Annotated in this window: 22 protein-coding genes; 14 read left to right on the top strand and 8 right to left on the bottom strand. The window is 74.2% G+C overall.

Features of this window, described 5'->3' with window-relative positions; translation table 11 throughout:
• The 4 genes from EF918_RS15895 to EF918_RS15880 form a co-directional block, all read left to right on the top strand.
• On the top strand, positions 1–641 hold a 641-nt coding region (locus tag EF918_RS15895; protein WP_148141238.1), incomplete at its 5' end, for a M56 family metallopeptidase.
• A gap of 77 nt (positions 642–718) precedes the next feature.
• Positions 719–1411 carry a phosphatase PAP2 family protein gene (locus EF918_RS15890; protein ID WP_125646114.1) on the top strand — a complete coding sequence of 231 codons (693 nt, stop codon included), beginning with the start codon at positions 719–721 and terminating at the stop codon, positions 1409–1411.
• Between the two features lie 63 nt (positions 1412–1474).
• Complete coding sequence (locus tag EF918_RS15885) at positions 1475–2341, top strand: nuclease (RefSeq protein ID WP_125646112.1); 867 nt, start codon at positions 1475–1477, stop codon at positions 2339–2341.
• A gap of 157 nt (positions 2342–2498) precedes the next feature.
• A complete protein-coding gene (locus EF918_RS15880) occupies positions 2499–3122 on the top strand; it encodes a TetR/AcrR family transcriptional regulator (protein ID WP_125646110.1) in 624 nt (207 codons plus the stop codon).
• Positions 3123–3134: 12 nt separating this feature from the next.
• On the opposite strand, the gene EF918_RS15875 is transcribed toward EF918_RS15880, so the two are convergent.
• The gene (locus tag EF918_RS15875; protein ID WP_125646108.1) at positions 3135–4586 is read right to left on the bottom strand and encodes an LVIVD repeat-containing protein; all 1452 of its coding nucleotides are present in this window, start codon (positions 4584–4586) and stop codon (positions 3135–3137) included.
• A gap of 66 nt (positions 4587–4652) precedes the next feature.
• On the opposite strand from EF918_RS15875, the gene EF918_RS15870 reads away from it, so the two are divergent.
• On the top strand, positions 4653–5306 hold the full coding sequence (locus EF918_RS15870; RefSeq protein WP_125646106.1) for a DUF305 domain-containing protein: 654 nt from the start codon (positions 4653–4655) through the stop codon (positions 5304–5306).
• Between the two features lie 57 nt (positions 5307–5363).
• Positions 5364–6755, top strand: a complete 1392-nt coding sequence (locus EF918_RS15865; protein WP_125646104.1) for an FAD-dependent oxidoreductase — start codon at positions 5364–5366, stop codon at positions 6753–6755.
• A gap of 92 nt (positions 6756–6847) precedes the next feature.
• Here EF918_RS15865 and EF918_RS15860 read toward each other — a convergent pair whose 3' ends face one another.
• Both EF918_RS15860 and EF918_RS15855 read right to left on the bottom strand, forming a co-directional pair.
• On the bottom strand, positions 6848–7195 hold the full coding sequence (locus EF918_RS15860; protein ID WP_125646102.1) for a helix-turn-helix transcriptional regulator: 348 nt from the start codon (positions 7193–7195) through the stop codon (positions 6848–6850).
• A gap of 75 nt (positions 7196–7270) precedes the next feature.
• Positions 7271–8350, bottom strand: a complete 1080-nt coding sequence (locus EF918_RS15855) for an NADH:flavin oxidoreductase/NADH oxidase (RefSeq protein ID WP_125646100.1) — start codon at positions 8348–8350, stop codon at positions 7271–7273.
• A 183-nt stretch (positions 8351–8533) separates the two neighbouring features.
• Between EF918_RS15855 and EF918_RS15850 the strand changes: the two genes are divergently transcribed.
• The 3 genes from EF918_RS15850 (at position 8534) to EF918_RS15840 (ending at position 11349) form a co-directional block, all read left to right on the top strand.
• The gene (locus EF918_RS15850; protein ID WP_125646098.1) at positions 8534–9625 is read left to right on the top strand and encodes a sialidase family protein; all 1092 of its coding nucleotides are present in this window, start codon (positions 8534–8536) and stop codon (positions 9623–9625) included.
• Positions 9626–9636: 11 nt separating this feature from the next.
• Entirely contained in the window at positions 9637–10323 is a 687-nt protein-coding gene (locus EF918_RS15845) for a uracil-DNA glycosylase (RefSeq protein ID WP_125646096.1), read from the top strand.
• A 96-nt stretch (positions 10324–10419) separates the two neighbouring features.
• A complete protein-coding gene (locus tag EF918_RS15840) occupies positions 10420–11349 on the top strand; it encodes a sirohydrochlorin chelatase (protein WP_125646094.1) in 930 nt (309 codons plus the stop codon).
• A 150-nt stretch (positions 11350–11499) separates the two neighbouring features.
• Here EF918_RS15840 and EF918_RS15835 read toward each other — a convergent pair whose 3' ends face one another.
• The 3 genes from EF918_RS15835 to EF918_RS15825 form a co-directional block, all read right to left on the bottom strand.
• Positions 11500–12555 carry a lactonase family protein gene (locus tag EF918_RS15835; protein WP_125646092.1) on the bottom strand — a complete coding sequence of 352 codons (1056 nt, stop codon included), beginning with the start codon at positions 12553–12555 and terminating at the stop codon, positions 11500–11502.
• Between the two features lie 58 nt (positions 12556–12613).
• On the bottom strand, positions 12614–13750 hold the full coding sequence (locus EF918_RS15830) for a nitric oxide synthase oxygenase (protein WP_125646090.1): 1137 nt from the start codon (positions 13748–13750) through the stop codon (positions 12614–12616).
• A 202-nt stretch (positions 13751–13952) separates the two neighbouring features.
• On the bottom strand, positions 13953–15479 hold the full coding sequence (locus EF918_RS15825) for an FUSC family protein (RefSeq protein WP_125646088.1): 1527 nt from the start codon (positions 15477–15479) through the stop codon (positions 13953–13955).
• Between the two features lie 436 nt (positions 15480–15915).
• Between EF918_RS15825 and EF918_RS15820 the strand changes: the two genes are divergently transcribed.
• The 5 genes from EF918_RS15820 (at position 15916) to EF918_RS15800 (ending at position 19951) form a co-directional block, all read left to right on the top strand.
• A complete protein-coding gene (locus EF918_RS15820; RefSeq protein ID WP_125646085.1) occupies positions 15916–16392 on the top strand; it encodes an SH3 domain-containing protein in 477 nt (158 codons plus the stop codon).
• Between the two features lie 54 nt (positions 16393–16446).
• On the top strand, positions 16447–17460 hold the full coding sequence (locus EF918_RS15815) for a PHP domain-containing protein (protein ID WP_125646083.1): 1014 nt from the start codon (positions 16447–16449) through the stop codon (positions 17458–17460).
• Between the two features lie 127 nt (positions 17461–17587).
• A complete protein-coding gene (locus EF918_RS15810) occupies positions 17588–18067 on the top strand; it encodes an Lrp/AsnC family transcriptional regulator (RefSeq protein WP_125646116.1) in 480 nt (159 codons plus the stop codon).
• A 46-nt stretch (positions 18068–18113) separates the two neighbouring features.
• Positions 18114–18791, top strand: a complete 678-nt coding sequence (locus EF918_RS15805; RefSeq protein ID WP_125646080.1) for an HAD family phosphatase — start codon at positions 18114–18116, stop codon at positions 18789–18791.
• Between the two features lie 38 nt (positions 18792–18829).
• A complete protein-coding gene (locus EF918_RS15800) occupies positions 18830–19951 on the top strand; it encodes an FAD-dependent oxidoreductase (RefSeq protein WP_125646078.1) in 1122 nt (373 codons plus the stop codon).
• A gap of 45 nt (positions 19952–19996) precedes the next feature.
• Here the strand turns inward: EF918_RS15800 and mltG are convergent, their stop codons facing one another.
• A complete protein-coding gene (gene mltG / locus EF918_RS15795; RefSeq protein WP_125646076.1) occupies positions 19997–20836 on the bottom strand; it encodes an endolytic transglycosylase MltG in 840 nt (279 codons plus the stop codon).
• Positions 20837–20898: 62 nt separating this feature from the next.
• Positions 20899–22717, bottom strand: a 1819-nt coding sequence (locus tag EF918_RS15790) for an ABC transporter ATP-binding protein (protein WP_148141237.1), incomplete at its 5' end; no start/stop codon positions are given.

Here is a 22717-nt window from a genome sequence, read left to right as displayed (position 1 = left end):
CGCCCGGGTCCTCGCCCGGCAGCAGCGGTGCACGGACCAGGAGTTCGGCCCGCCGGGCCCGGCGCCGGGCCCGGCGGGCCGAACTCCTGGTCCGTGCACCGCTGCTGCCGGGCGAGGACCCGGGCGGCGAGCGGTTGGTGCTCCTGGAGGGCGAGCGGCCCGACGTGTGGTGGCTGCCGGGGGCGACGCCCCAGTTGGTGGTGACCACGGCCGCGCTGCGCCGGCTCAAGGGGCGTCAGCTGGACGCCGTACTGGCGCACGAGCAGGGGCACGCGGCGGCCCGGCACGACTGGCTGCTGCACTGCTCACGGGCGCTGGCCGGTGGTTTTCCGCAGGTGCCGGTGTTCGCGGCGTTCGAGGCGGAGATGCACCGGCTGGTGGAGCTGGCCGCCGACGACGTGGCCTCCCGGCGGTTCGGGCGGCTCACGGTCGCCCTCGCGCTCGTCGGACTGAACGAGGACCGCGGGGTGTTCGGGCCCTGCGCCGCCGCGGACCACCATGTGCCGCAGCGGGTGCGGCGGCTCCTCGCGGCCGCGCCACGACTGTCGGCCACCCGCCGGGTGCGCCTGGCGGCGGTGGCGACGCTGGTCCCGGCGGTACCGCTGCTGGTGGCGTTCGTCCCGGGGCTGCGGGCGCTGTGAGCCCGGTGCGGGACGGGGTGGTCACGGGCGCGGGCCGGTCGGCCGTCCCGGCGCCGCCGGATGCGACGATCCACGTCATGCACCACCTCCTGCCCCGCCGTCCCGTCCGCCCCCTCCGCCTCACCGCACTGGTGTGCACCGCTGTCCTGTGCACCGCCCTCGCCCTGGCCCTGACGGTGCTGGTCGCGCTGCGGTGGCGGCCCCTGCTCACCGTCGACGTGCGTGTCTCGGACGCGCTGCACGCGCACGCGGTGGCGCACCCGGGCTGGGTGGACGTGGTGCGGGTGTTCAGCGACTGGGTGTGGGACCCCTGGACGATGCGGGCGCTGGCCGCCGTCGCCGTGCTGGCGCTGGTGCTGCGCGGGGAACGGGAGCTCGCGGTGCGCTTCGCGGCGGCCACGGTGGCGGCCACGCTGGTGTCGCAGGGGCTGAAGGCGCTGGTGGGACGGGCGCGGCCGGTGTGGCCGGACCCGGTCGCCACGGCGGACTACGCCGCCTATCCGTCGGGCCATGCACTGACGGCGACCGTGGTGTGCGTCCTGCTGCTGTGGCTCGCCCCCCGGTCGTGGCCGCTGCGGGTGGCGGTGGTGGTCTCCGTCGTCGGGGTCGGCCTGACCCGGGTCTACCTGGGCGTCCACTGGTCGTCCGACGTCATGGCCGGCTGGTTGCTGGGCGGGGTGGTGGCGCTGGTGGCGCTCGCCGGGGCGCGGCGCCCGGCCCCGGCCGGCCGCGCGCCCTCTTCTCCCGGGGCCGGACAACCGGGATCCTGACACGGCCCGTACACCGGTTCACGTACCGCCCGCGCGTTCGCACCGCGCCTTGGGGAGGCCGCCATGCCCATGCTCGTGATCGAGGGAAACTTCCGGGTCCTGGGGGCCCGGCCGGACGGGGATTCGGTGCGTTTCGTGCCGAACGACCCGGCCCACTGGGACCTGGTCCCCGGACCGCACCCGGTCCGCCGCACCACGACCGGCTCGGCGCAGCTGCGCCTGGACGGCATCGACACCCTGGAGACGCACTACGTACCGGCGCACGGCGCCGAGCTGCACCAGCCGGCCCCGTACGCCGAGGCGGCCGCGGAGGAGCTGGTGCGGTGGCTCGGGTTCCTGTCGGTGCTGCGCGACGGGCACGGCACGGTCACCTCCTCGGAGCCTGCGGCCACGGCCGGTTACGTGCTGACCCGCGGGGCCGACGTCAACGGCCGCTGCGTGGCCCTCGTCGGACGCGGCCCGGCCCCCGCGCCGAGCGGGAGCAGCCTCCACGTGGACGTCCCGCTGCTGCGCCAGACCGCCAACGTGCACCAGCTCCGGCGGGGGCTGGCGTACCCGACGTACTACACCAAGCTCTACGTCGACCTGCGCGAGGAGATGACGGCGGCGGTGGCCGCGGCGCGGCAGGAGGAGCTGGGGGTATGGCCGCTGGACCAGACGCTGAGCGGGGCGAAGGTCGACGGGCTGGCCTCCCTGAGCGAGAGCACGGTGCTGCTGCCGAAGCTGTTCCGGCGGCTGGCCGACTACCTCACGCTGGGCGGGGGCGATCCGTCGCTCGGCGGCTTCGGGGCGTTCCTCGACCAGCGGGCGGACCGGGTGCTGGTGGTACCGCGCGGCCGGTTCACGGGGTTGTCGACGCTGGTGGAGGTGGACGGGCAGAGCGTCCGGCTGACCGTGCCCCCGGAGGACCTGGTCTTCGAGGAGCGCTGAGAGCGCCGAGTCCGCGACGAGCGTCGAGACGGAGCACCGGGCCGGACGTACGTGAGCATGCCGATGCCGGTGTTGAGGCGATCCCCCGCGTCGCCCCAACACCGGAGTCCTGCGCGCTGAGTATATTGGCTCTGAGCCAGTCAACGCAGGAGTAAGCATGTCCCCGCGCAGCGCATCGGTCAATGAAGAATTGCGGAGACGCTCACGGGAGCGGCTGCTCCAGGCGACCGTCGAGCTCGTGGCCGAACGTGGGTACGAGGCGACCACCCTCGGGGACATCGCCGACCGTGCGGGCGCGGCCCGCGGTCTGGTGTCGTACTACTTCCCCGGCAAGCGCCAGCTCCTCCAGTCGGCGGTGCACCGGCTGATGCACCGCACCCTGCAGGCCGCGCTGGAACGCGAGCCGCGGCCCACCGGTGAGGACGCCGGGCGCGAGCTGCTGGCCCGGGCGGTCGACGCGGTCCTGGGTCTGGCCCGGGAGCAGCCGCGGCTGATCCGCACGCACATGGCCGGCATCCTCCAGGCCGAGGGTTTCGTGCAGTGCCCGGAGCAGCAGCGGCTGGCCGAGCTGCTGCGGGACACCCTCGTCCGGTACGGCTCGCAGGACGTGGAGCAGGACTATCCGATGCTGCGGGCGCTGCTGATGGGCGCGGTCTTCGCGGAGCTGCTGCCCGGTGCGCCGATGCCGCTCGCCCGGCTGCGCGCGGAGCTGTTCCAGCGCTACGGGCTCGACTGGGAGCTGGGTGTTCCGCCGGCCGGGGGCCGGCCGGCGGAACGGTGACGCGTCCGCGGGTCAGTGGTACTCGGGCTGCGACTGCACGTTGAGCCGGTCCAGCCACACCCAGCGGGCCGGTTCGGTCCGCCAGTCGTCGAGCCGGAGCACGTCGAGGCCCTTGACGATGTCGTTCGAGTAGATGTGCCCGTTGTAGTAGTACGCCGACCAGGACCCGCCGAGGCTCAGCGCGTCCGTGGTGAGCGGCCCCCGCTCGAAGTAGGCGATCTCCTTGGGCCGGGCCGAGTCCGTGAAGTCCCAGACGGAGACGCCGCCCTGGTACCAGGCCTGGACCATGATGTCGCGGCCGCCGCCGACCGGGACCAGCGAGCCGTTGTGGGCCACGCAGTTCTCGGTGTCGGCCTGGTGGCGGGGGATCTTGTAGTAGCTGCGGAAGACCAGTTTGCGCTGGTCGCCGCGGCCCTGGATCTCATAGATCCCGTCGGCGCCGCGGTGGGGGCCGGTGGCCTCGTTGCAGGTGGCGCCGCCACCGCCGCCGAGCTCGTCGGTGAAGACGACCTTGTCGGCGCGTTCGTTGAAGGTCGCCGAGTGCCAGAAGGAGAAGTTCACGTTGTCCTGCACCCGGTCGATGACCCGGGGCTGCTCGGGCCTGCTGATGTCGAAGAGGATGCCGTCGCCCATGCAGGCGCCGGCGGCGAGGTTCTTCGAGGGCAGCACGGTGATGTCGTGGCAGCCGGTGGTCTTGGAGACGCCCGGGTTGGTCGGCGCGCCGGGGTTGCCGCCGTCCGGGAAGAGGACCGGGAAGCCGACGACGGCGGCCTGCTCGGGCGCCTTGCGGGGGACCTTGACGACGGAGATGCCGTCGTGCGGCGGCTGGCAGTCGGGGTAGGCGACGTTCGGGGAGTACGAGGAGACGTAGAGATAGATGTCGCGGCCGCCCGGCACGAGGGTGTGGGTGTGGGAGCCGCAGGCGGTCTCGACGGACTTGATGTACTTGGGGTTCTTCTTGTCCTTGATGTCGAAGATCTTGATGCCCTCCCACGAGGACTTCTCGGTGGCGGGCTGCGAGACGCTGTTGCAGGAGTCGTCGCTGCGCGAGGAGTCGGTGGAGAGGAAGAGCAGGTCGCCGGAGACCGAGATGTCGTTCTGGCCGCCGGGGCAGAGGACGGTGGTGACCGTCTTGGGGGCCTTGGGGTCGGCGATGTCGTAGATGGTGAAGCCGTTGTAGTTGCCCGCGTAGGCGTACCGGCCCTGGAAGGCCAGGTCGGTGTTGATGCGCCCCGGGTCCGGGCTGGGGACCGTGGTCAGGTGCGTGACGTTCGGGCTGTGGACGATCTGGTCCTGCCCGGGTAATCCGGTCGCCGACCGGGCGCTCGGGGCGATCTGCAGATCGCCCGGGTCCGGCGTGGCGGCCGCCGGACCGGCGGCCAGGAGTGTGGTGAGGAGTCCGGCCGCGGCGGCGGCCACCCCCAGACTCCTGCGCCGCACCCGGTGGGGGTGGGAAGTCCTCACGGTGTTCTCCGCTCTCCCTGGGGTACGTCTGGAGTACGTGCAGACCCCGGCAGTATCTTCCTTTTCATGGACATGGCAAAAGGGTTACTGCGGCCAACTGCGGCCCTGGGCGTCGTCGCCGCGCTCGTCCTGCTCGCGGCGGGCTGCCAGGACGACGGCGGGGCCGACGCCGGCGCCGACGGCCGGCCGGTGGTGGTCGCGCCGGGACGCCCCGGCGAGAAGGCGCGCACGCTCTCGCCCGAGCAGGCCGCCGAGGAACGCCCTGACGACAGCCCCAACGCGGCCGATCTGAGCTACGTACGGAACATGATCGAGCACCACCGGCAGGCCCTGATCATGACGGCCCTGGTCCCGGACCGCGCCGCCGCCGACGCCGTGAAACGGCTCGCGGAGCGGATCTCGGCGGCCCAGCAGCCCGAGATCGGAGCCATGGAAGGGTGGCTGAAGAAGCACCCGGCACCGGCCGCGGAGGCGGGCGGCCACGACCACCGCTCGATGCCGGGGATGGCCACGGAGCAGCAGCTCAAGGAGCTCTCCGAGGCCCGGGGCGAGGCCTTCGACCGGCTGTTCCTGCGGCTGATGACCGCCCACCACGAGGGCGCCCTGAAGATGGCCGGCGAGGCGCTCGCGGGCGGCAACAACGTGGCCGTCGAGGAGATGGCCAACGACGTCGTGGTGCAGCAGACCGCCGAGATCCACCGGATGCGTGCGATGGGCTGACGTCCCCGGAGCACGGTGCAGTGCCATCCTGGGAACCCGTGGGTAAGGAGCTCTGCCATGCTTCGAGTCGCCGTCGTCGGCTCCGGCCCCAGCGGGGTCTACACCGCGCAGGGGCTGGTCACCCAGCGCGAGGTGCCCGGCGTCCGGGTGGACGTGCTGGACCGGCTCCCGTGCCCGTACGGGCTGGTGCGGTACGGGGTCGCGCCCGACCACGAGAAGATCAAGTCGCTCCAGGGCAACCTGCGCGGGGTGCTGGAGGACGAACGCATCCGCTTCCTCGGGAACGTCGAGGTGGGCGGGCCGGTCCTGAGCACCGCACGGCTGCTGGAGCTCTACCACGCGGTCGTCTACTGCGTGGGCGCCGCCCGCGACCGCACGCTGGGCGTGCCCGGCGAGGAGCTGGCCGGGGTGCACTCGGCGACCTCCTTCGTCTCGTGGTACAGCGCCCATCCGGACGCCGAGGACGCGGCGTTCGAGCTGACCGGGGTCCGGTCCGCGGTGGTGGTGGGCGCGGGCAACGTCGCGGTCGACGTGACCCGCATCCTGGCCCGCGGCGCGGCCGAGCTCGCCCCGACGGACATGCCGCACGCCGCGCTGAACGCCCTGTCCGGCAGCGCCGTGCGCCGGGTGGCGATGGTGGCCCGGCGCGGGCCCTCCCAGGGCAAGTTCACCACCAAGGAACTGCGTGAACTGGGCTCCCTGCCGGGTGTCGCCGTCGACGTGGACCCGGCCGAGCTCGCCCTGGACCCGGCGTACGCCGACCCGGCGGCCCCGCTGCCGGCCGGGAACCGGCGGAACGTGGAGGTGCTGCGCGGCTGGGCGGAACAGGGCGCGCGGCGGGACGCGGGGCCGGACGCGGGGCCGGCGCAGCGGGCGGAGCCGGACCGGCGGATCGCGCTGCGGTTCTTCCTGCGGCCGGTGGAAGTGCTCGACGACGGCCACGGGCGGGCCGCCGGGGTGCGGTTCGAGCGGACCGCACCGGACGGCCGCGGCGGGGTGACCGGCACCGGGACGTACGAGGACGTCGAAGCCCAGCTGGTGCTGCGGTCGGTGGGCTACCTGGGGGTGCCGCTGCCGGGCCTGCCGTTCAGCCCGGCCACCGGGACCGTGCCGCACGCCGCGGGACGGGTGCTGCGGGACGGCCGGGCCTCGATCGGCGAGTACGTGGCGGGCTGGATCAAGCGCGGGCCGACCGGGGTGATCGGCACCAACCGGCCGGACGCCAAGGAAACCGTCTCCTCGCTGCTCCAGGACGCGGGCACGCTCGCCCGGCGCGACCTTCCCGACGACCCGCTGACGGCGCTACGGGCCGCCGGGCTGCGGCCGGTGGCCTGGCCGGGCTGGCTGGCCATCGAGGCCGCGGAGCGGGACCTGGGGCGGAGCCTGGGGCGCGGGTCGGTGAAGATCCCGGACTGGCCGGGCCTGCTCGGCGCGGCCGGCACCACCTGACGGAGCCGCCCGAGGGCCCGCCACCGCCCCGGCCCCGGCCCGACCCAGGCCCAGGCCCAGGCCCACGGGCCATGGCATCCGCCGGACGGGCCCTAGGCGGCCAGCCGGGCCTCCTCGGCCGAGGCGGCGGTGAGCACGCTGTCGAGGAGGCCCGGGAAGAGGGTGTCGAGGTCGGTGCGGCGCAGACCGTTCATCTTGGCCGTGCCGCGGTAGGTCTGACGTACGACACCGCACTCGCGCAGCACCCGGAAGTGGTGGGTGGTGGTCGACTTCGTCACCGGCAGCTCGAAGTGCGAGCAGGACAACTCGTCGCCGGTGTCCGCCAGTTCCCGGACGATCGACAGCCGGACCGGGTCGGAGAGGGCGTGCAGGACCGCTTCGAGCCGGATCTCACCGGTCCCGGGGTGGGGGAGGGCGCGGGCCGCCTCACGTTCCGTCATGTGCTCTGCTCCGCTCGCTCGCTCGGTCGGTGGCCCCCCTCGTGGCCCCTCCCCCATGGTACGGAGGGCGGCCGCTCAGGACCGGTGGTACTGGTCGGGCGTGCGCACCTGAGCACCGAGTTCCCGGGCCGCGCGGCGGGCGAAGTGGGGGTCGCGCAGCAGCTCGCGGCCGAGCAGCACGGCGTCCGCCTCGCCGTTGGCGAGGATCTTCTCGGCCTGCTCGGGCTCGGTGATCAGGCCCACCGCGGCCACCGGCAGGCCGGTCTCCGCCTTGACCCGGGTGGCGAAGGGCACCTGGTAACCGGGGCCGAGGGGGATGCGGACACCGGGGGCGAGGCCGCCGCTGGAGACGTCCAGCAGGTCCACCCCGTGCGCGCGCAGGGTGGCGGCCAGCCGGACGGTGTCGTCCACGGTCCAGCCGTCCTCCGCCAGCCAGTCGGTGGCCGAGATCCGGAAGAACAGCGGCAGTTCCTCGGGCCAGACCGCGCGGACGGCGTCGACGACCTCCAGGGCGAAGCGGGTGCGGTTCTCGTAGGAGCCGCCGTAGGCGTCGGTGCGCCGGTTGCTGTGCGGGGAGAGGAACTCGCCGATCAGGTAGCCGTGGGCCCCGTGGATCTCGGCCACCCGGTAGCCGGCGGCCAGGGCACGCCGGGCGGCCTCGGCGAACTGGCCGGTGATCTCGTGGATCTCCTCGACCGTCAGCTCGTGCGGCACCGGGTGGCCCTCGTCGAACGGGACCGCGCTCGGCGCGCTCGGCCGCCAGCCGTGCTCCTCCGGGCCCACCGGGGCACCGCCCCGCCACGGCTGGGCGGTGGAGGCCTTACGGCCGGCGTGGGCGAGCTGGATGCCCGGGACGGTGCCCTGGGCGGTGAGGAAGCCGGTGATCCGGCGCAGCGCCTCGACCTGCGTGTCGTTCCAGATACCGAGGTCGTGGGGCGAGATCCGGCCCTCCGGGGAGACCGCGGTGGCCTCTTGGAGGATCAGGCCGGTGCCGCCGACGGCGCGGGCGGCGTAGTGGGCGAAGTGCCAGTCGGTGGCGACGCCCGCGTTCGGGCCGAAGGCCTCCGCGCTGTACTGGCACATCGGCGCCATCCACAGGCGGTTGGGCAGGGTGACGGAGCGGAGGGTGTACGGCTGGAACAGGGCAGTGCTCATGAGGGGGCTCTCCAGGACCTCGACCTGTAAGTACGAGAGTCACCGTACTACGAAATTTCTCGTAGTACGAGAGGCTTCGTATCAGCCGGGACGGCACGCCAGGACCGGGCGTTGTCGGTGGCCGGGTGCAGACTGTGCGGAAGACGGTTTTTTCAGGACACCGACGTCCGAAGGGTGCCGGCCATGACCGATGTGCTGCTGCTGGTGGGAACGCGCAAGGGCCTCTTCCTCGGCCGCCGCCGGGACGACGGCCCGTGGCGCTTCGAGGGCCCTCACTTCAACGCCCAGGCCGTGTACGCGGTCGCCCTCGACCGGCGGGGACCCTCGCCCCGGCTGCTGGTCGGCGGGGACAGCGCGCACTGGGGCCCGTCGGTGTTCACCTCGGACGACCTCGGCGCGACCTGGCAGGAGCCGGCCGAGCCCGCGGTGCGGTTCCCCAAGGACACCGGGGCCTCGCTGGAGCGGGTCTGGCAGCTGCACCCGGCGGGCCCCGAGGCCCCGGACGTGGTGTACGCCGGGACCGAGCCGGCGGCCCTGTTCCGCTCGACCGACCGCGGCACGTCCTTCGAGCTGGTCCGGCCCCTGTGGGAGCACCCGACCCGCAAGGACTGGGTGCCCGGCGGGGGCGGCGAGGCCGTGCACACGGTGCTCACGGACCCGGCCGACGCGGACGCGGTGACGGTCGCGGTCTCCACGGCCGGGGTGTTCCGCACCCGGGACGGCGGCGCGAGCTGGGCGCCGTCCAACCGTGGGGTCTCGGCGGTCTTCCTGCCGGACCAGCACCCCGAGTTCGGCCAGTGCGTGCACAAGATCGCCCAGGACGCCGGGAACACCGACCGGCTGTACCTGCAGAACCACTGGGGCGTCTACCGCAGCGACGACGCCGGCGGGCAGTGGACGGACATCGGCGCCGGGCTGCCCTCGGACTTCGGCTTCGCCGTCGCCGCCCACCCGCACCGCCCGGACACCGCCTACCTCTTCCCGCTGAACGCCGACTCCGACCGGGTCCCGGCCGGACGCCGCTGCCGGGTCTTCCGCACCACGGACGCGGGCGCCACCTGGGAGCCGCTCACGGCGGGCCTGCCCGACGGGGACCACTACGGCACGGTGCTGCGGGACGCGCTGTGCACCGACGACGCCGACCCGGCCGGGATCTACTTCGGCAACCGCAACGGCGAGCTGTACGCCAGCGCCGACGACGGCGACAGCTGGGAGCTCCTCGCCTCGCACCTCCCCGACGTCCTGTGTGTCCGGGCGGCCGTGATCGGCCACTAGAGTGATCCTCCGTGGCAGCACGACCCTTGAACGAGATCGTCGAAGCAGGCTGGGCACGCGCACTGGAACCCGTGGCGGGGCAGATCGCCGCCATGGGTGACTTCCTGCGCGCGGAGATCGCGGCCGGACGGACCTACCTCCCTGCCGGGGCGCACGTCCTGCGTGCCTTCCAGCAGCCCTTCGACGAGGTCAGGGTCCTCGTCATGGGCCAGGACCCGTACCCGACCCCGGGGCACGCGGTGGGCCTGTCCTTCTCGGTGGCTCCCGAGGTGCGCCCGGTCCCCGGCAGCCTGGAGAACATCTTCCGCGAGCTGCACAGCGACCTCGGCCACCCCCGGCCCGCCAACGGCGACCTCACCCCGTGGACCCGGCAGGGCGTCCTGCTGCTCAACCGCGCCCTGACCACGGCCCCGCGCAAGCCCGGCGGGCACCGGGGCAAGGGCTGGGAGGCCGTCACCGAGCAGGCCATCCGGGCCCTGGCCGCGCGCGGCACCCCGCTGGTGTCGGTGCTCTGGGGGCGCGACGCCCGCAACCTGCGGCCGCTCCTCGGCGACCTGCCCGCGGTGGAGTCCGCGCACCCCTCCCCCATGTCCGCCGACCGTGGTTTCTTCGGCTCGCGGCCCTTCAGCAGGGTGAACGACCTGCTGGTGCGGCAGGGGGCGCAGCCCGTGGACTGGAGCCTGCCGGCCGCGCGTTGAACCTGTCGGCTCTTCACCGGATAAATACGGACAGATAACGCCGAGACCACCCCTCCCCGAACACCCGGTTCCGATAAGCCAGTAGCATGCGGCGCCATGAGCACCCCCACTGGCCCCGCGAACGGCCTGCCCGTACGAATGCCGCGACCCCGCCCGACCGGAAGGCACCGTCGGCCCGAGCCCGCGGTCGCGCCCGAGGGCGCGCCCGCGCTGGTGCTCGCCGTGCCGGGAGCGCCCACCACCGCTGCGCGGGGGCTCGCGGAGGAGATCCTCAGCATCGGCCGTTCGGAGCTGCCCGGCCTGGACGCGCGGATCGGTTACCTGGAGGGCGAGGACCCGCAGGACGGCTCCGCCGCCGCATTCCCCTCGCTCTCCGGCGTGCTGACCGCGGTGGCGCAGGACCGCGCCGCCCGCGCCGAGTTCGCCCGGGCCGCCGGCCAGGACGTGCCCGCGCCCACCGGCCCGGACGCCGTGGTCGTCCCGCTGCTGGCCGGCCCCGACGGCGACCTGCTGCGCCGCATCCGGCAGGCGCTGATGGACAGCTCGGCGGCCGTCGAGCTCGCCGACGTCCTGGGCCCGCACCCGCTGCTGGCCGAGGGCCTGCACGTCCGGCTGTCCGAGGCAGGGCTGGCCCGCGCCGACCGGGCGCGGCTGTTCACCGTCGCCACCGCGGCCGACGGCATCATCCTGGCGACCACCGGCGGCGAGGAGGCCGTCCAGGCGGCCGGGATCACCGGCATGCTGCTGGCGGCCCGGCTCGCGGTGCCGGTGATGGCCGCCGCCCTGGACCAGGAGGGCTCGGTGAGCTCGGTCGCCCAGCAGCTGCGCGACTCCGGTTCGGTGCAGCTCGCGCTGGCCCCGTACCTGATCGGCCCGGAGGTCACCGAGGGCCTGCTCGACACCGCGTGCAAGGAGGCCGACTGCGCCACCGCCGAGGTGCTCGGCGCGTACCCGGCCATCGGCAAGCTCGCGGTGGCGCAGTACGGCGCCGCCCTCGGCCTGCCGCAGAACGCCGCCGCCCACTGAGCCGGCCCGGACGGTCCCGCACCGTCCGGCACCAGCCGCAGGAACAGGCACAGCACGAGACCCGAGGGCCCGCCCCCGTACGCGACGTACGGAGGCGGGCCCTTGCGCCGTGTGCCGTGTGCCGTGTGCCGTGTGCCGTGTGTGCGCCGGTCAGCCGGTGCGGTGGTGGCCGAGGACGACGCAGGTGGCCGCCGGGACGGGCAGGGCGCCGGCCCGGTGCGGCCGGCCGGTCTCGGGGTCCACGTCGCACCAGGTGACGTCGCCGGAGCGCTCGTGGGCGGCGTAGAGCCGGCCCGACGGGCCGAGGCTCAGATCACGCGGCCAGTGCCCGCCCGTGGGCACGGAGGCGGTCAGGCGGGGCCGCAGCGGGCCGTCGGCCAGGGTGAGCACGGCGATCGTGTCGCTGCCGCGGACGGCCGCCCAGACGAACCGGCCGTCCGGGGAGACGACCACGGCCGAGGGGTAGGGGCGGACACCGCCGGGGGCGGCTTCCGGGACGACGGCGACCTCGTCCCGTACGTCCAGGCGCCCGGCCGCCGCGTCCCACCGGCAGACGGTCAGCAGCGGGCGCAGCTCGTTGAGCACATAGACGACCTCGCCGTCCGGATGGAAGGCGAGGTGCCGGGGGCCGTTCCCGGCCGGCAGCCGGGTCTGCGCGTGCAGGCGCAGCCCGTCCCCGTCCGGGGCGCAGACCCGGACCGAGTCCGTGCCCAGGTCCACGCTCAGCACCCAGCGCCCGCCGGGATCGGGGAGCACCTGGTGGGCGTGGGGCTCGCGCTGCCGGTCGGGGTCGGGGCCGGAGCCGTGGTGGCGGAGCACCGGGCCGTGGGGCCCGTCGATCCGGCCGTCGGCGGCGAGCGGGAGCGGGCTGACGCCGCCGGAGGTGTAGTGCGCGGTGAGCAGCCGGCGCCCGGCCACGCAGAGGTGCGTCGGGCCGGAGCCGCCGACCGGTACGGCGGGCCCCAGGGTGGCCGGCCCGCCGTCGTCGGTGGTGCGGAAGGCCTGGACGGCGCCCCGTTCCGTCTCGCTCACCGCGTAGAGCACCGCGCCGTCCGCGGAGAGCGCGAGGTAGGAGGGGTCGGTCACGGCGTCGGTGACGGCGAGCGGGGTGAGGGCCCCGGTCACCGGGTCCACGGCCGCGGTGGTGATCCCGCGGCCGCCCGCCGACGTGAACGAACCGATGTACGCCCGCAGTGCGTTGCTCACGCAGTTCCCCTCTCCTGACGGTCCGCGCCGGATCCGTGCGCCGACCGTAGCAGAAGGTCTAGACCAGATCCCGTCCCCTGGCCCGCTCGCGGGCCCCCTCGTGGTGCACGAAGGCGGGCGAGGCCTGCCGGTCCTCGTAGGTGCGGTGGAAGACCGGGGTCGCGGAGCCCGAGATCGGCGGCACGATCCACGACCAGTCGGCCCCGACCTCGCGGCCCTTGCGTTCCTCGCGGGCCAGGTGGGTCAGGAAGCGGCGGGATTCGGAGTGGTGGTCGGCGATGGTGGCACCGGCCCGGTCGAAGGAGTGCAGCACGGCCCGGTTGAGCTCGACCAGCGCCCGGTCCTTCCACAGCGAGCGGTCGCTGCCGGTGTCAAGCCCCAGCCGGCGGGCCACCATCGGCAGCAGGTTGTAGCGGTCGGCGTCGCCGAGGTTGCGGGCGCCGATCTCGGTGCCCATGTACCAGCCGTTGAACGGGGCCGCGGTGTAGTGGACGCCGCCGATCTCCAGGCACATGTTGGAGATGGCCGGGACGGCGTGCCAGCGCAGGCCCCAGTCCGACCAGGGGTCCGCACCGGGGTGCTCGATCGGCACCTCCAGGACCGCGTCGGCGGGGAGGTCGAACCAGCGGGGCTTGTCGTCGCACCCCTGCACCACCAGCGGCAGGTGGTCGAACGGGGTCCCGGGGCCGCCCGGCCAGCCGAGGGCGCGCAGGGCTTCGGTGAGCTCCCGGTTGCGGGGGTCCCCGACCGTGACCGAGGGGTGGTCGCCGTAGCCGGCGTAGCGGACGAGCTGCTCGCTCCAGATCAGCGGGCCCGGGCGGTCCGGGGTGTCCTGGGCGAAGACCGTGATGGTCGGGCGGATCCGGCCGCCGTTGGTCGCCTCGCGCAGGTGCTCCACGCACTCGGCGGCGATCTCGTCGGCCCCGGTGAGCTCCCTGCGGTCGCGCACCCGCAGGGAGTTCCAGTAGAGGCGGCCTATGCAGCGGTTGCTGTTGCGCCAGGCGACCCGGGCGCCGTGCACGAGTTCCTCGGGCGTGTGCCGGTAGGTTCCGGTTTCCGCGATCTCGGCCCGTACGGCGGCGATCCGTTTCTCCGGATCACCCGCACCCGGGGTCTCTCTGTGGAAGAGTCGGACGAAATCCTCAGCCGCGTGCACCGTCTGAGCGGTCGTCAGGCGCTCGTGAAGTATTTCCATTCCGGGCGGTTACCCCCTGTCAGGCCAGATCCACCCTGTGCGTGCCGCATGAATGTGCGGTGGACACTCACCCGTTGTACATGCCGCAGGTCAGGGCAGGGGGCCGGACCGACGAGGAACACCACCTCCGGGTGATGAACCGTCGAGGGGCTTGCGCACGGCCCGTCCCGCGCTCCGCGCGCCCCCGGCGGGGTCGCCCGGGTCAGGAGCCGACGAGCGGCGAGGGCCGGGTGCTGCGCAGCGGGGAGTCGAGCTGGACGAGGACCCGCTCCAGGCCGTGCAGGTGCGCCAGGGCCGGCGGTCCGGCGGCGGCCGGTTCGTCGCCCCGCCCGGCGCCCGGCCGCACCGCGGCGGGGCGGTCCGCGGCGGTGCGGTCCCGGCCGGTGGCGGGTGCGGTGAGGGCCTCCACCGCCGCCTCGACGCGCCAGCAGGCGGCGGCGAGCCGGGCGTCGTGGCTCGCGTCGGGGTCGGCGGCCACCGCGACCAGGCCGCGGACCTCCTGGGCGCAGGCGTCGAGCAGCTGGATCACCTGCCGGGCCCGGGCCTTGCGGCCGCGGTACGGGCTGAGCGGGTGCACCAGCGGCGCCAGCGAGAGCCGCACCCGGGCGAGCAGCAGTTCGAGCTCGGCGGCGTACGGGGCCGGGTCGGCGGCGGGGTCGCCGGAGAGCCGGGCGGCGGCCTGGGCGGTGGCCCCGTGCACACAGCGCAGGGCGCGCTGGATCCAGGCGTCGTTGACGGCGTGGGTGGTCACCGGCAGCACCAGGACCACGGCCAGGGAGGCGCACAGCGCACCCACGGCGGTCTCGGTCAGCCGCAGCACCAGCAGGCTCGGACTGAGCACCCCGAGCAGGCCGTAGAGCAGGCCGGCCATCAGGGTGACGGCCAGCATCATCCAGCTGTAGGAGACGGGGGCCGTGTAGAAGATCCCGAAGACGCAGAGCGCGACGAGGAGCGCGGTGGGACCGGGCGCGCCGTGCAGCGGGACGGCGATCAGCAGGCCGGCCACGATGCCGACGACGGTGCCGAGCACCCGGCGGAAGCCCCGGACCAGGGTCTCGCCGCGGGAGACGGTGTTGACGAAGATCCACCAGGTGGTGCCCACGGCCCAGTACCAGCGGTCGTCCGACACGAACTGGCCGATGGCGAGGGCGACGGCGCAGGCGGCGGTGGCCTGGACGGCCTGCCGGGTGGTGGGGCGGGCCAGGCCGGTGCCGGGCAGCGGTGCGGGCGCGGCCGGTGGCGGGAAGGTGCGCTCGACGGGCCAGAGCAGGAAGCGGACGGCGGCCGAGGCGGCCAGCGCGAGGCCCACGGCCGCGTACAGCTCGGGGAGCTGAGCGGGGACGGCGTGCAGGAACTGGGTGATGAAGAAGTTCATGAACGCGAAGATCCCGAGGGCGTGGCCCCGGGGTCCCCAGCGGCGGGCGTAGACCCCGCAGAAGACGACCAGGACGAAGGCCAGGTCGCGCACGGGGGCGATGCCGTGCAGGAGGGTGGCCAGGGCCAGCACCGGGAACCCGGCCAGCGGCAGCAGGAGGGTGGTCAGGGCCTGCGCCCGGATCCGGGCGTCGGTGACGGTGAAGAGGGCGAGCAGGGCCGCGAGGCCCGCGGTGACGGACGCGGTCAGCGAGAAGCCGGCCAGTTCGGCGGCGGTGACGGAAAGGCCCACGCCGACGACGGCGCGCAGCGAGGTCCTGAGCCTGATGCGCCCCGGGTCCGGAGCCACGAACATCCTCTTCACGGCGGTGGGCCGCCCCCCTTGTCTTGCCCTTCGCCGCTCCTCGGCCCGCCCGGGGGTGGTGGGCGGCCGCAGGCACGACGAAAGCGCCGCGGGTCCGGTCCGGCCTCGTCGCCGGCCGGCGCTGGCGGCGCCGAGTGTGCATGGATGGGTCAAGAAAAGCATCCGGAGGGGCAATGGCTCAAGTGACCCCCGTTGCGGTGGGCCAATGGCACAGCATCGGGGCGGCATCGTCGGCCAGGCGCGGGCCAACGGACCATGGGCGGGCGCCGGTGGCAGCGGGGGACGTTCCGGCGCGGGCCGATCAGAGCAAAATGCGCAATTCGGGCTAAACGGCGGTGCGCCACCCGGGTCCCGGCGCACGGCCTCGTCATAGTCGTCCCTGGTGACCGCCCGGTCACCGGGGAAGCCTTCGTAGAGGAGCCGGCTCATGCTGCAACCCACCAGGACCTGCTTCGCTCTCGCCGCCGGAAGCCTGGTGCTCGGCCTCGTCGGGACCGGGGTCGCCGTGGCGGACGAGAACCCGCCCCGCACCGCGCCGGGGCACGCGGTCGTGCTCGACGACGATGACGACTGGGAGGAGGACGAGGACGGCGACGAGTGGGGCGACGAGGAGGACGGCCTGGAGGAGGACGGCAACGGCGAGCACCACGGCAAGCCCGGAAACCACCACCGCTACGTGATCGGCAAGGTCGTCTCCAAGGGCCCGTTGAACATCCGCAGCAGGCCGACCACGCACTCCGAGGTGGTCGAGAAGGTCTACCCGAACGAGAAGGTCAAGATCCGCTGCAAGACGCGCGGCGAGACGGTCGCCGGCAACGACCTCTGGTACCGCCTGCCCGAGGACGACGGCTGGATCGCCGCCCGCTACGTCAAGAACCTCTCCCCCGTGAAGTGGTGCCACTGACATGCCGCCGCGGAGCGTCCTGACGGCGCTCGCGCCGAACTGAACCGAACGTCCGTGGACCCGGTCGCCGCCCTGCGGCGGATCGCGTTCCTGCTGGAACGCGCCCAGGCCCCCACGTACCGCGTCCGCGCCTTCCGTACGGCCGCCGAACGCGTGGCCGCCCTGCCGGAGGGCGAGGCGGCCCGGCGCGCGGCGGCCGGGACCCTGCAGGCGGTCAAGGGCATCGGCCCGACGACGGCCGAGGTGATCGCCGAGGCGCTGGCCGGGCGGGTCCCCGCGTACCTGGAGCGGCTGGAGGAGGAGCTCGGCGCCCCGTCGGTCCCCGAGGGCCGGGGCTCGGCGCTGCGGGCCGCGCTGCGGGGCGACTGCCATCTGCACTCCGACTGGTCCGACGGCGGCAGCACCATCGAGGACATGGGCCGCACCGCCGCCGAGCTCGGCCACGAGTGGGCCGTCCTCACCGACCACTCGCCCCGGCTCACCGTCGCCCGCGGGCTCCCGCCGGACCGGCTGCGCGAGCAGCTGGAGGTGGTGGCGGAGCTCAACGCCACCTGGGCCCCGTTCCGGCTGCTCACCGGGATCGAGTGCGACATCCTCGACGACGGCTCGCTGGACCAGGAGCCCGAGCTGCTGGAGCGGCTCGACCTGGTCGTGGTGTCGGTCCACTCCAAGCTGCGCATGGACCGGCGGGCGATGACCCGCCGGATGGTCGCCGCGGTCCGCAATCCGCACGCGGACGTCCTCGGCCACTGCACCGGCCGGCTGCTGACCGGGCGGACCCGGCCGGAGTCGGAGTTCGACGCAGCCGAGGTGTTCGCCGCGTGCGCCGAGTCCGGCACGGCCGTGGAGATCAACAGCCGGCCGGAGCGGCTCGACCCGCCGCGCCGGCTGCTGCGCGAGGCCGTGGCGGCGGGCACGTACTTCGCCATCGACACCGATGCGCACGCGCCGGGCCAGCTGAGCTGGCAGATCGCGGGGTGCGCCCGGGCCGAGGAGTGCGGGGTCCCCGCCGAGCGGGTCGTCAACACCTGGCCGGTGGACCGGCTGCTGGCCTGGACGCACCGCTGACGGGGCCCTCGCACGGTCGGGCCCTGCGCGTGATGCGCCGGGCTCCCGGCCGCTCCGGTGCGACCCGGGCACGTCCACCCGGATCGGACGTACGGGCGGGAACCCGGCCATGGGTACAGTCACGGACATGGCCGTGGACGAACTCGACACCCGGATCCTGCGCCTGCTCATCGAGCAGCCGCGCACCAGCGTGCGGGAGTACGCCCGGCTCCTCGGCATCGCGCGCGGCACGCTCCAGGCCCGGCTGGACCGGCTGGAGCGGACCGGGGTGATCACCGGGACCGGGCCCTTCCTCTCCCCCGCCGCCCTCGGGCACCCCGTGCTGGCCTTCGTCCACATCGAGGTCACCCAGGGGTACCTGGACGAGGTCGGGGACGCGCTGGCCGCCGTGCCGGAGATCATCGAGGCCTTCTCGATCACGGGCGGCGGGGACCTGCTGACCCGGGTGGCGGCCCGGGACAACGCCCATCTGGAGGATGTGATCCAGCAGCTCATCCGGCTGCCAGGGGTGGTGCGGACCCGGACCGAGGTGGCGCTGCGCGAGCGGGTGCCGCACCGGGTGCTGCCCCTGGTGGAGGCCGTGGGACGGGCCGCCCGCAAACCCTGACAAGATGGAAGACACACGTACACAACCGGCAGAACGGGCAGAACGGATGCTTTCCGTCATATTCGATCTCGACGGCACCCTCGTGGACAGCGAGCCGAACTACTACGAATCCGGGCGTCGCACCCTGGAGCGCCACGGCGTTCCCGATTTCACCTGGGAGCAGCACGCCGCGTTCATCGGCATCGGTACCCGGGAGACGCTGGAGGTCCTGCGCGAGCGGCACGCCATCGAGGCGCCGGTCGACCAGTTGCTGGCGGAGCAGAACGCGGCCTACCTGGAGCTGGCCCGCGGCCGTACGTCCGCGTACCCGCAGATGCGCACGTTCGTGGAGCGCCTGCACGCGGAGGGCATCCCCATGGCCGTGGCCTCGGGGTCGTCGCCCGAGGCCATCGAGGCGGTGCTGGCGGGGACCGGGCTGGACGCCCTGCTGCCGACGACGGTCTCCGCCGAGGAGGTCGCGCGGGGCAAGCCCGCGCCCGACGTCTTCCTGGAGGCGGCCCGCCGACTGGGCGCGCACCCGGCGGACTGCGTGGTCGTGGAGGACGCGGCGCCGGGCGCGCTGGCCGCCCACGCGGCCGGCATGGGGTGCGTGGCGGTGCCCTATGCGGCGGCCACGGCCGACGATCCGGCCTTCGCCACGGCCGGGCTGCTGTTCCGCTCGGGCCACCGCGAGTTCACGGCGGAGATCGCCTACGACTGGCTGAGCGAGCACCGGGCCGCCTGAGGGGGAAGATCCGCGCGCCGGCCCGAGTTGGTAGAACCGTGAACGATTTTGGGCGGAAGCTGGACGTGGTCGTCGTCGGCGCCGGGCAGGCGGGCCTGTCCGCGGCCTACCACCTGCGGCGGGCGGGCCTGGTCCCCGGCCGGGACGTCGTGGTGCTCGACCACGCACCGGCGCCGGGCGGGGCCTGGCAGTTCCGCTGGCCCACGCTCACGTACGGCCGGGTGCACGGGATGCACGCGCTGCCCGGGATGGAGCTGACCGGGGCGGATCCCGAGCGGCCCTCCGCCGAGGTGATCGGCGCGTACTTCGCGGCGTACGAGGACGCCTTCGAGCTGCGGGTGCTGCGGCCGGTGGACGTGACGGCGGTCCGCGAGGGCGAGGGGGGCCGTCTGCTGGTCGAGTCCTCGGCCGGCGCCTTCGCGCCGCGGGCCCTGATCAACGCCACCGGGACCTGGGACCGACCGTTCTGGCCGCGCTACCCGGGGCAGGAGACCTTCCTCGGGCGCCAGCTGCACACCGCCGGCTACCCCGGCCCGCAGGACTTCGCCGGGGCCCGGGTCCTGGTGGTCGGCGGGGGCACCTCCGCGGTCCAGCACCTGCTGGAGATCTCCGGGGTCGCGGCGGCGACGACCTGGGTGACCCGCCGCCCGCCGGTCTTCCGGGACGGCCCGTTCGGCGAGGCCGAGGGCAGGGCCGCGGTGGCGCTGGTGGACGACCGGGTGCGGCAGGGCCTGCCGCCGCAGAGCGTGGTCAGCGTGACCGGGCTGGCCCTGACCGACGCGGTACGGGCCGGGCTGGAGTCGGGCGTGCTGGCCCGGCGGCCGATGTTCGAGCGGATCACCCCGACGGGTGCGGCCTGGGCCGACGGCAGCACCGTCGAGGCCGATGTCATCCTGTGGGCCACCGGCTTCCGGGCCGCGATCGACCATCTGGCACCGCTGCACCTGCGCGAACCGGGCGGCGGCATCCGGGTCGAGGGCACCCGTGCGGTGCGCGACGCACGGGTCCACCTGGTCGGGTACGGGCCGTCGGCGAGCACCGTCGGCGCCAACCGGGCCGGGGGCGCCGCGGTCCGCGAGATCCGCCGCCTGCTCGCCGGCGAGCCGGAGCCGGTACCCGCGGCCGTGCCGGAGCCGGTGCCGGCCGGGGGCGCCGTCTAGGCCGCCGTGGCCCTCGTACGGCCCGTCGTCGCCCCGCTACGGCCGTCAGGTGGCGTGGGCGGCGGCGCGGAGCCGGTTGAACTCCGCGACGTGGCGCTTGTGCTCCTCGTAGGTCCGGGAGAAGCGGGTGTCGCCGGGCTTGACGGTCACGAAGAACAGCCAGTCCCCCGGAGTCGGCCGGACCGCGGCCGACATCGCCGCGAGGCCGGGGCTGTCGATGGGCGTCGGCGGGAGGCCCTGGCGCTGGTAGGTGTTGAAGGGGCTGTCGATCCGGGTGTCGTCCAGGGTGGTGTCGACGGTGGAGCGGTTCAGCGCGTAGTTGAGGGTCGAGTCCATCTGGAGCGGCATCGACCGGGCGAGCCGGTTGTGCACCACCCGGGCGACCTTGCCCATGTCGGCCGGGGTTTCCGCCTCGGCCTGGACGATGCTGGCCACGGTGGCCGTCTGGTACGGGGTCATCCCGTGGGCCTTGCTGCCGAGGGCCACCGCCCGACTGGCCAGGGTGAGGTGGGCCGTGCGCACCATCTGGGCGAGGACGGAGGCCGGGGTGGAGCGGGAGGTCACCGGGTACGTCGCGGGGAAGAGGAAGCCCTCGGGGTTGCCCTTGGCCTCGGCCGGCAGGTTCAGGCCCGCGGCCTTGGCCGCGGCGGCGGTACTGCCCGGTGGGACCTGGAGTTCGCGGTCCACGGCGGCGTAGATCTGGGCGGCCCGCCAGCCCTCGGGGATCAGCAGCCGGCGCGGCTGCTCGGGCTGGGACCGGTCGCGCAGCAGCAGGGGGACCAGGGCCACCGCTCCGAGGGCGAGGAGGGTGCCGAAGAGGATCGTCAGCCGGCCCCGGCGGGTGAGCCGGGTCCGGCGCCGTGGGGGCCGGTTCTCAGGACTCATGCGGGCACGCTAACCCGCGAAGCACCCGATTCCCGGCATTCCGACCGAAGATCGTCATACGATCACACGTTTACCGGCGCCAGGTCGGCGTCCCGGCGGACCAGGGCCGCGTACCGGCCGTCGGCCGCCAGCAGTTCGTCATGGGTGCCGCGCTCGGCTATCCGGCCGGCGTCGAGGACCACGATCTGGTCGGCGTCGCGGATGGTGGACAGCCGGTGGGCGATGGTGATCGTGGTGCGGCCGGCCGAGAGGGCGTCGATGGCCTGCTGCACGGCCAGCTCGGTCCGGGTGTCCAGGGCACTGGTGGCCTCGTCGAGGATCAGCACCGGCGGGTCGCGCAGGATCGTCCGGGCGATGGCCAGGCGCTGCTTCTCGCCGCCGGAGAAGCGGTAGCCGCGCTCACCGACCAGGGTGTCGTAGCCGTCGGGCAGGGCGGCTATGTGGTCGTGGATCTGGGCGGCCCGGGCGGCGTCGGCGATCTCCTCGTCCGTGGCGTCGGGCTTGGCGAACCGGAGGTTGTCGGCCACCGAGGCGTGGAAGAGGTAGGTCTCCTGGGAGACGACGCCGATCGAGCGGGCGAGGGAGTCGAAGTCGAGGTCGCGCACGTCGACCCCGTCGAGGCTGACCCGGCCGCCGGTGACGTCGTACAGGCGCGGGACCAGATAGCTGAGTGTGCTCTTGCCGGAGCCGGTCGCACCGACCACGGCGAGCGAGCCGCCGGCCGGGACGGTGAGGTCGATCCCGCTGAGCGTCCTGCGGTCGGGGTGCTCTGCGTCGTAGGAGAAGTCCACGTCCTCCAGGCGGATCTCGCCGCGGGCCCGCTCCAGGCGGACCGGGTCCGGGCGCTCGGTGATGTCCACCGGCAGGTCGAGGTACTCGAAGATCCGGGCGAACAGCGCGAGCGAGGTCTGGATCTGCACGCCGGTCGACAGCAGGCTCACGGCCGGCCGGAACAGGCCCTGCTGGAGCGTGACGAAGGCGACCAGGGTGCCGACGGAGAGCGAGGGGGCGCCCCACTGGAGTGCGAGTCCGGCGGCCCAGTAGATCAGCGCGGGCATGGCGGCCATGACGATGCCGATGGTCGACATCCGCCAGCGCCCGGCCATGCTGGAGCGGACCTCCAGGCCGACCAGCTTCTCCGACTCCTCGGCGAAGGACCGGGTGAGGGAGTCCGCGCGGCCCATGGTGCGGCCCAGCAGGATCCCGGAGACGGACAGCGACTCGGTGACGGTGGCGGCCATCGCCGCCATCTGCTTCTGCCGCTGGGTGGTGATCTTCTTGCGCTCGTTGCCCACGCGGCGGCTGATCCACACGAACAGGGGCAGCAGGAGCAGGGAGACGACCGTGAGCCGCCAGTCGAGGGCGAGCATGGCGACGACGGAGGCGCACACGGCCGTCACGTTGGAGACCAGGGAGGTCGCGGTCGAGGTGACCGTGGCCTGCATGCCGCCGATGTCGTTGGCGATGCGGGACTGCACCTCGCCGGTGCGGGTGCGGGTGAAGAAGGCCAGCGGCATCCGCTGGAGCTGGGCGTAGACGGCGGTGCGCAGGTCGTGCATGACGCGCTGGCCGACCGTGGTGGAGATCAGCGTCTGGAGCACGCCGAAGACGCTGGTGACCACGGCAGTGGCGATCATGCCCAGCGCCAGCAGGCTCAGCAGTCCGGTGCGTCCCTGCGGGATGGCGGTGTCGAGGATCTCCCGCAGCAGGAACGGCGAGGCGACGCCGACCAGCGAGGACGCGCCGACCAGGAGGCCCACGACTGCCAGCCGGCCGCGGTAGGGGCGGAAGAGGCCCAGGATGCGGCGCAGCTCGCGCGGCGGCTCGGCGGGCTCGGTCCGGGCGGCCGGGCCGCCCGCGGCGGTCGGGCGGGCGGGGGCG

The organism is Streptomyces sp. WAC06614 (assembly GCF_003949795.1).
In the GTDB taxonomy this organism is placed as follows: domain Bacteria; phylum Actinomycetota; class Actinomycetes; order Streptomycetales; family Streptomycetaceae; genus Streptomyces.
This window is presented reverse-complemented; position numbering and strand designations above follow the sequence as displayed.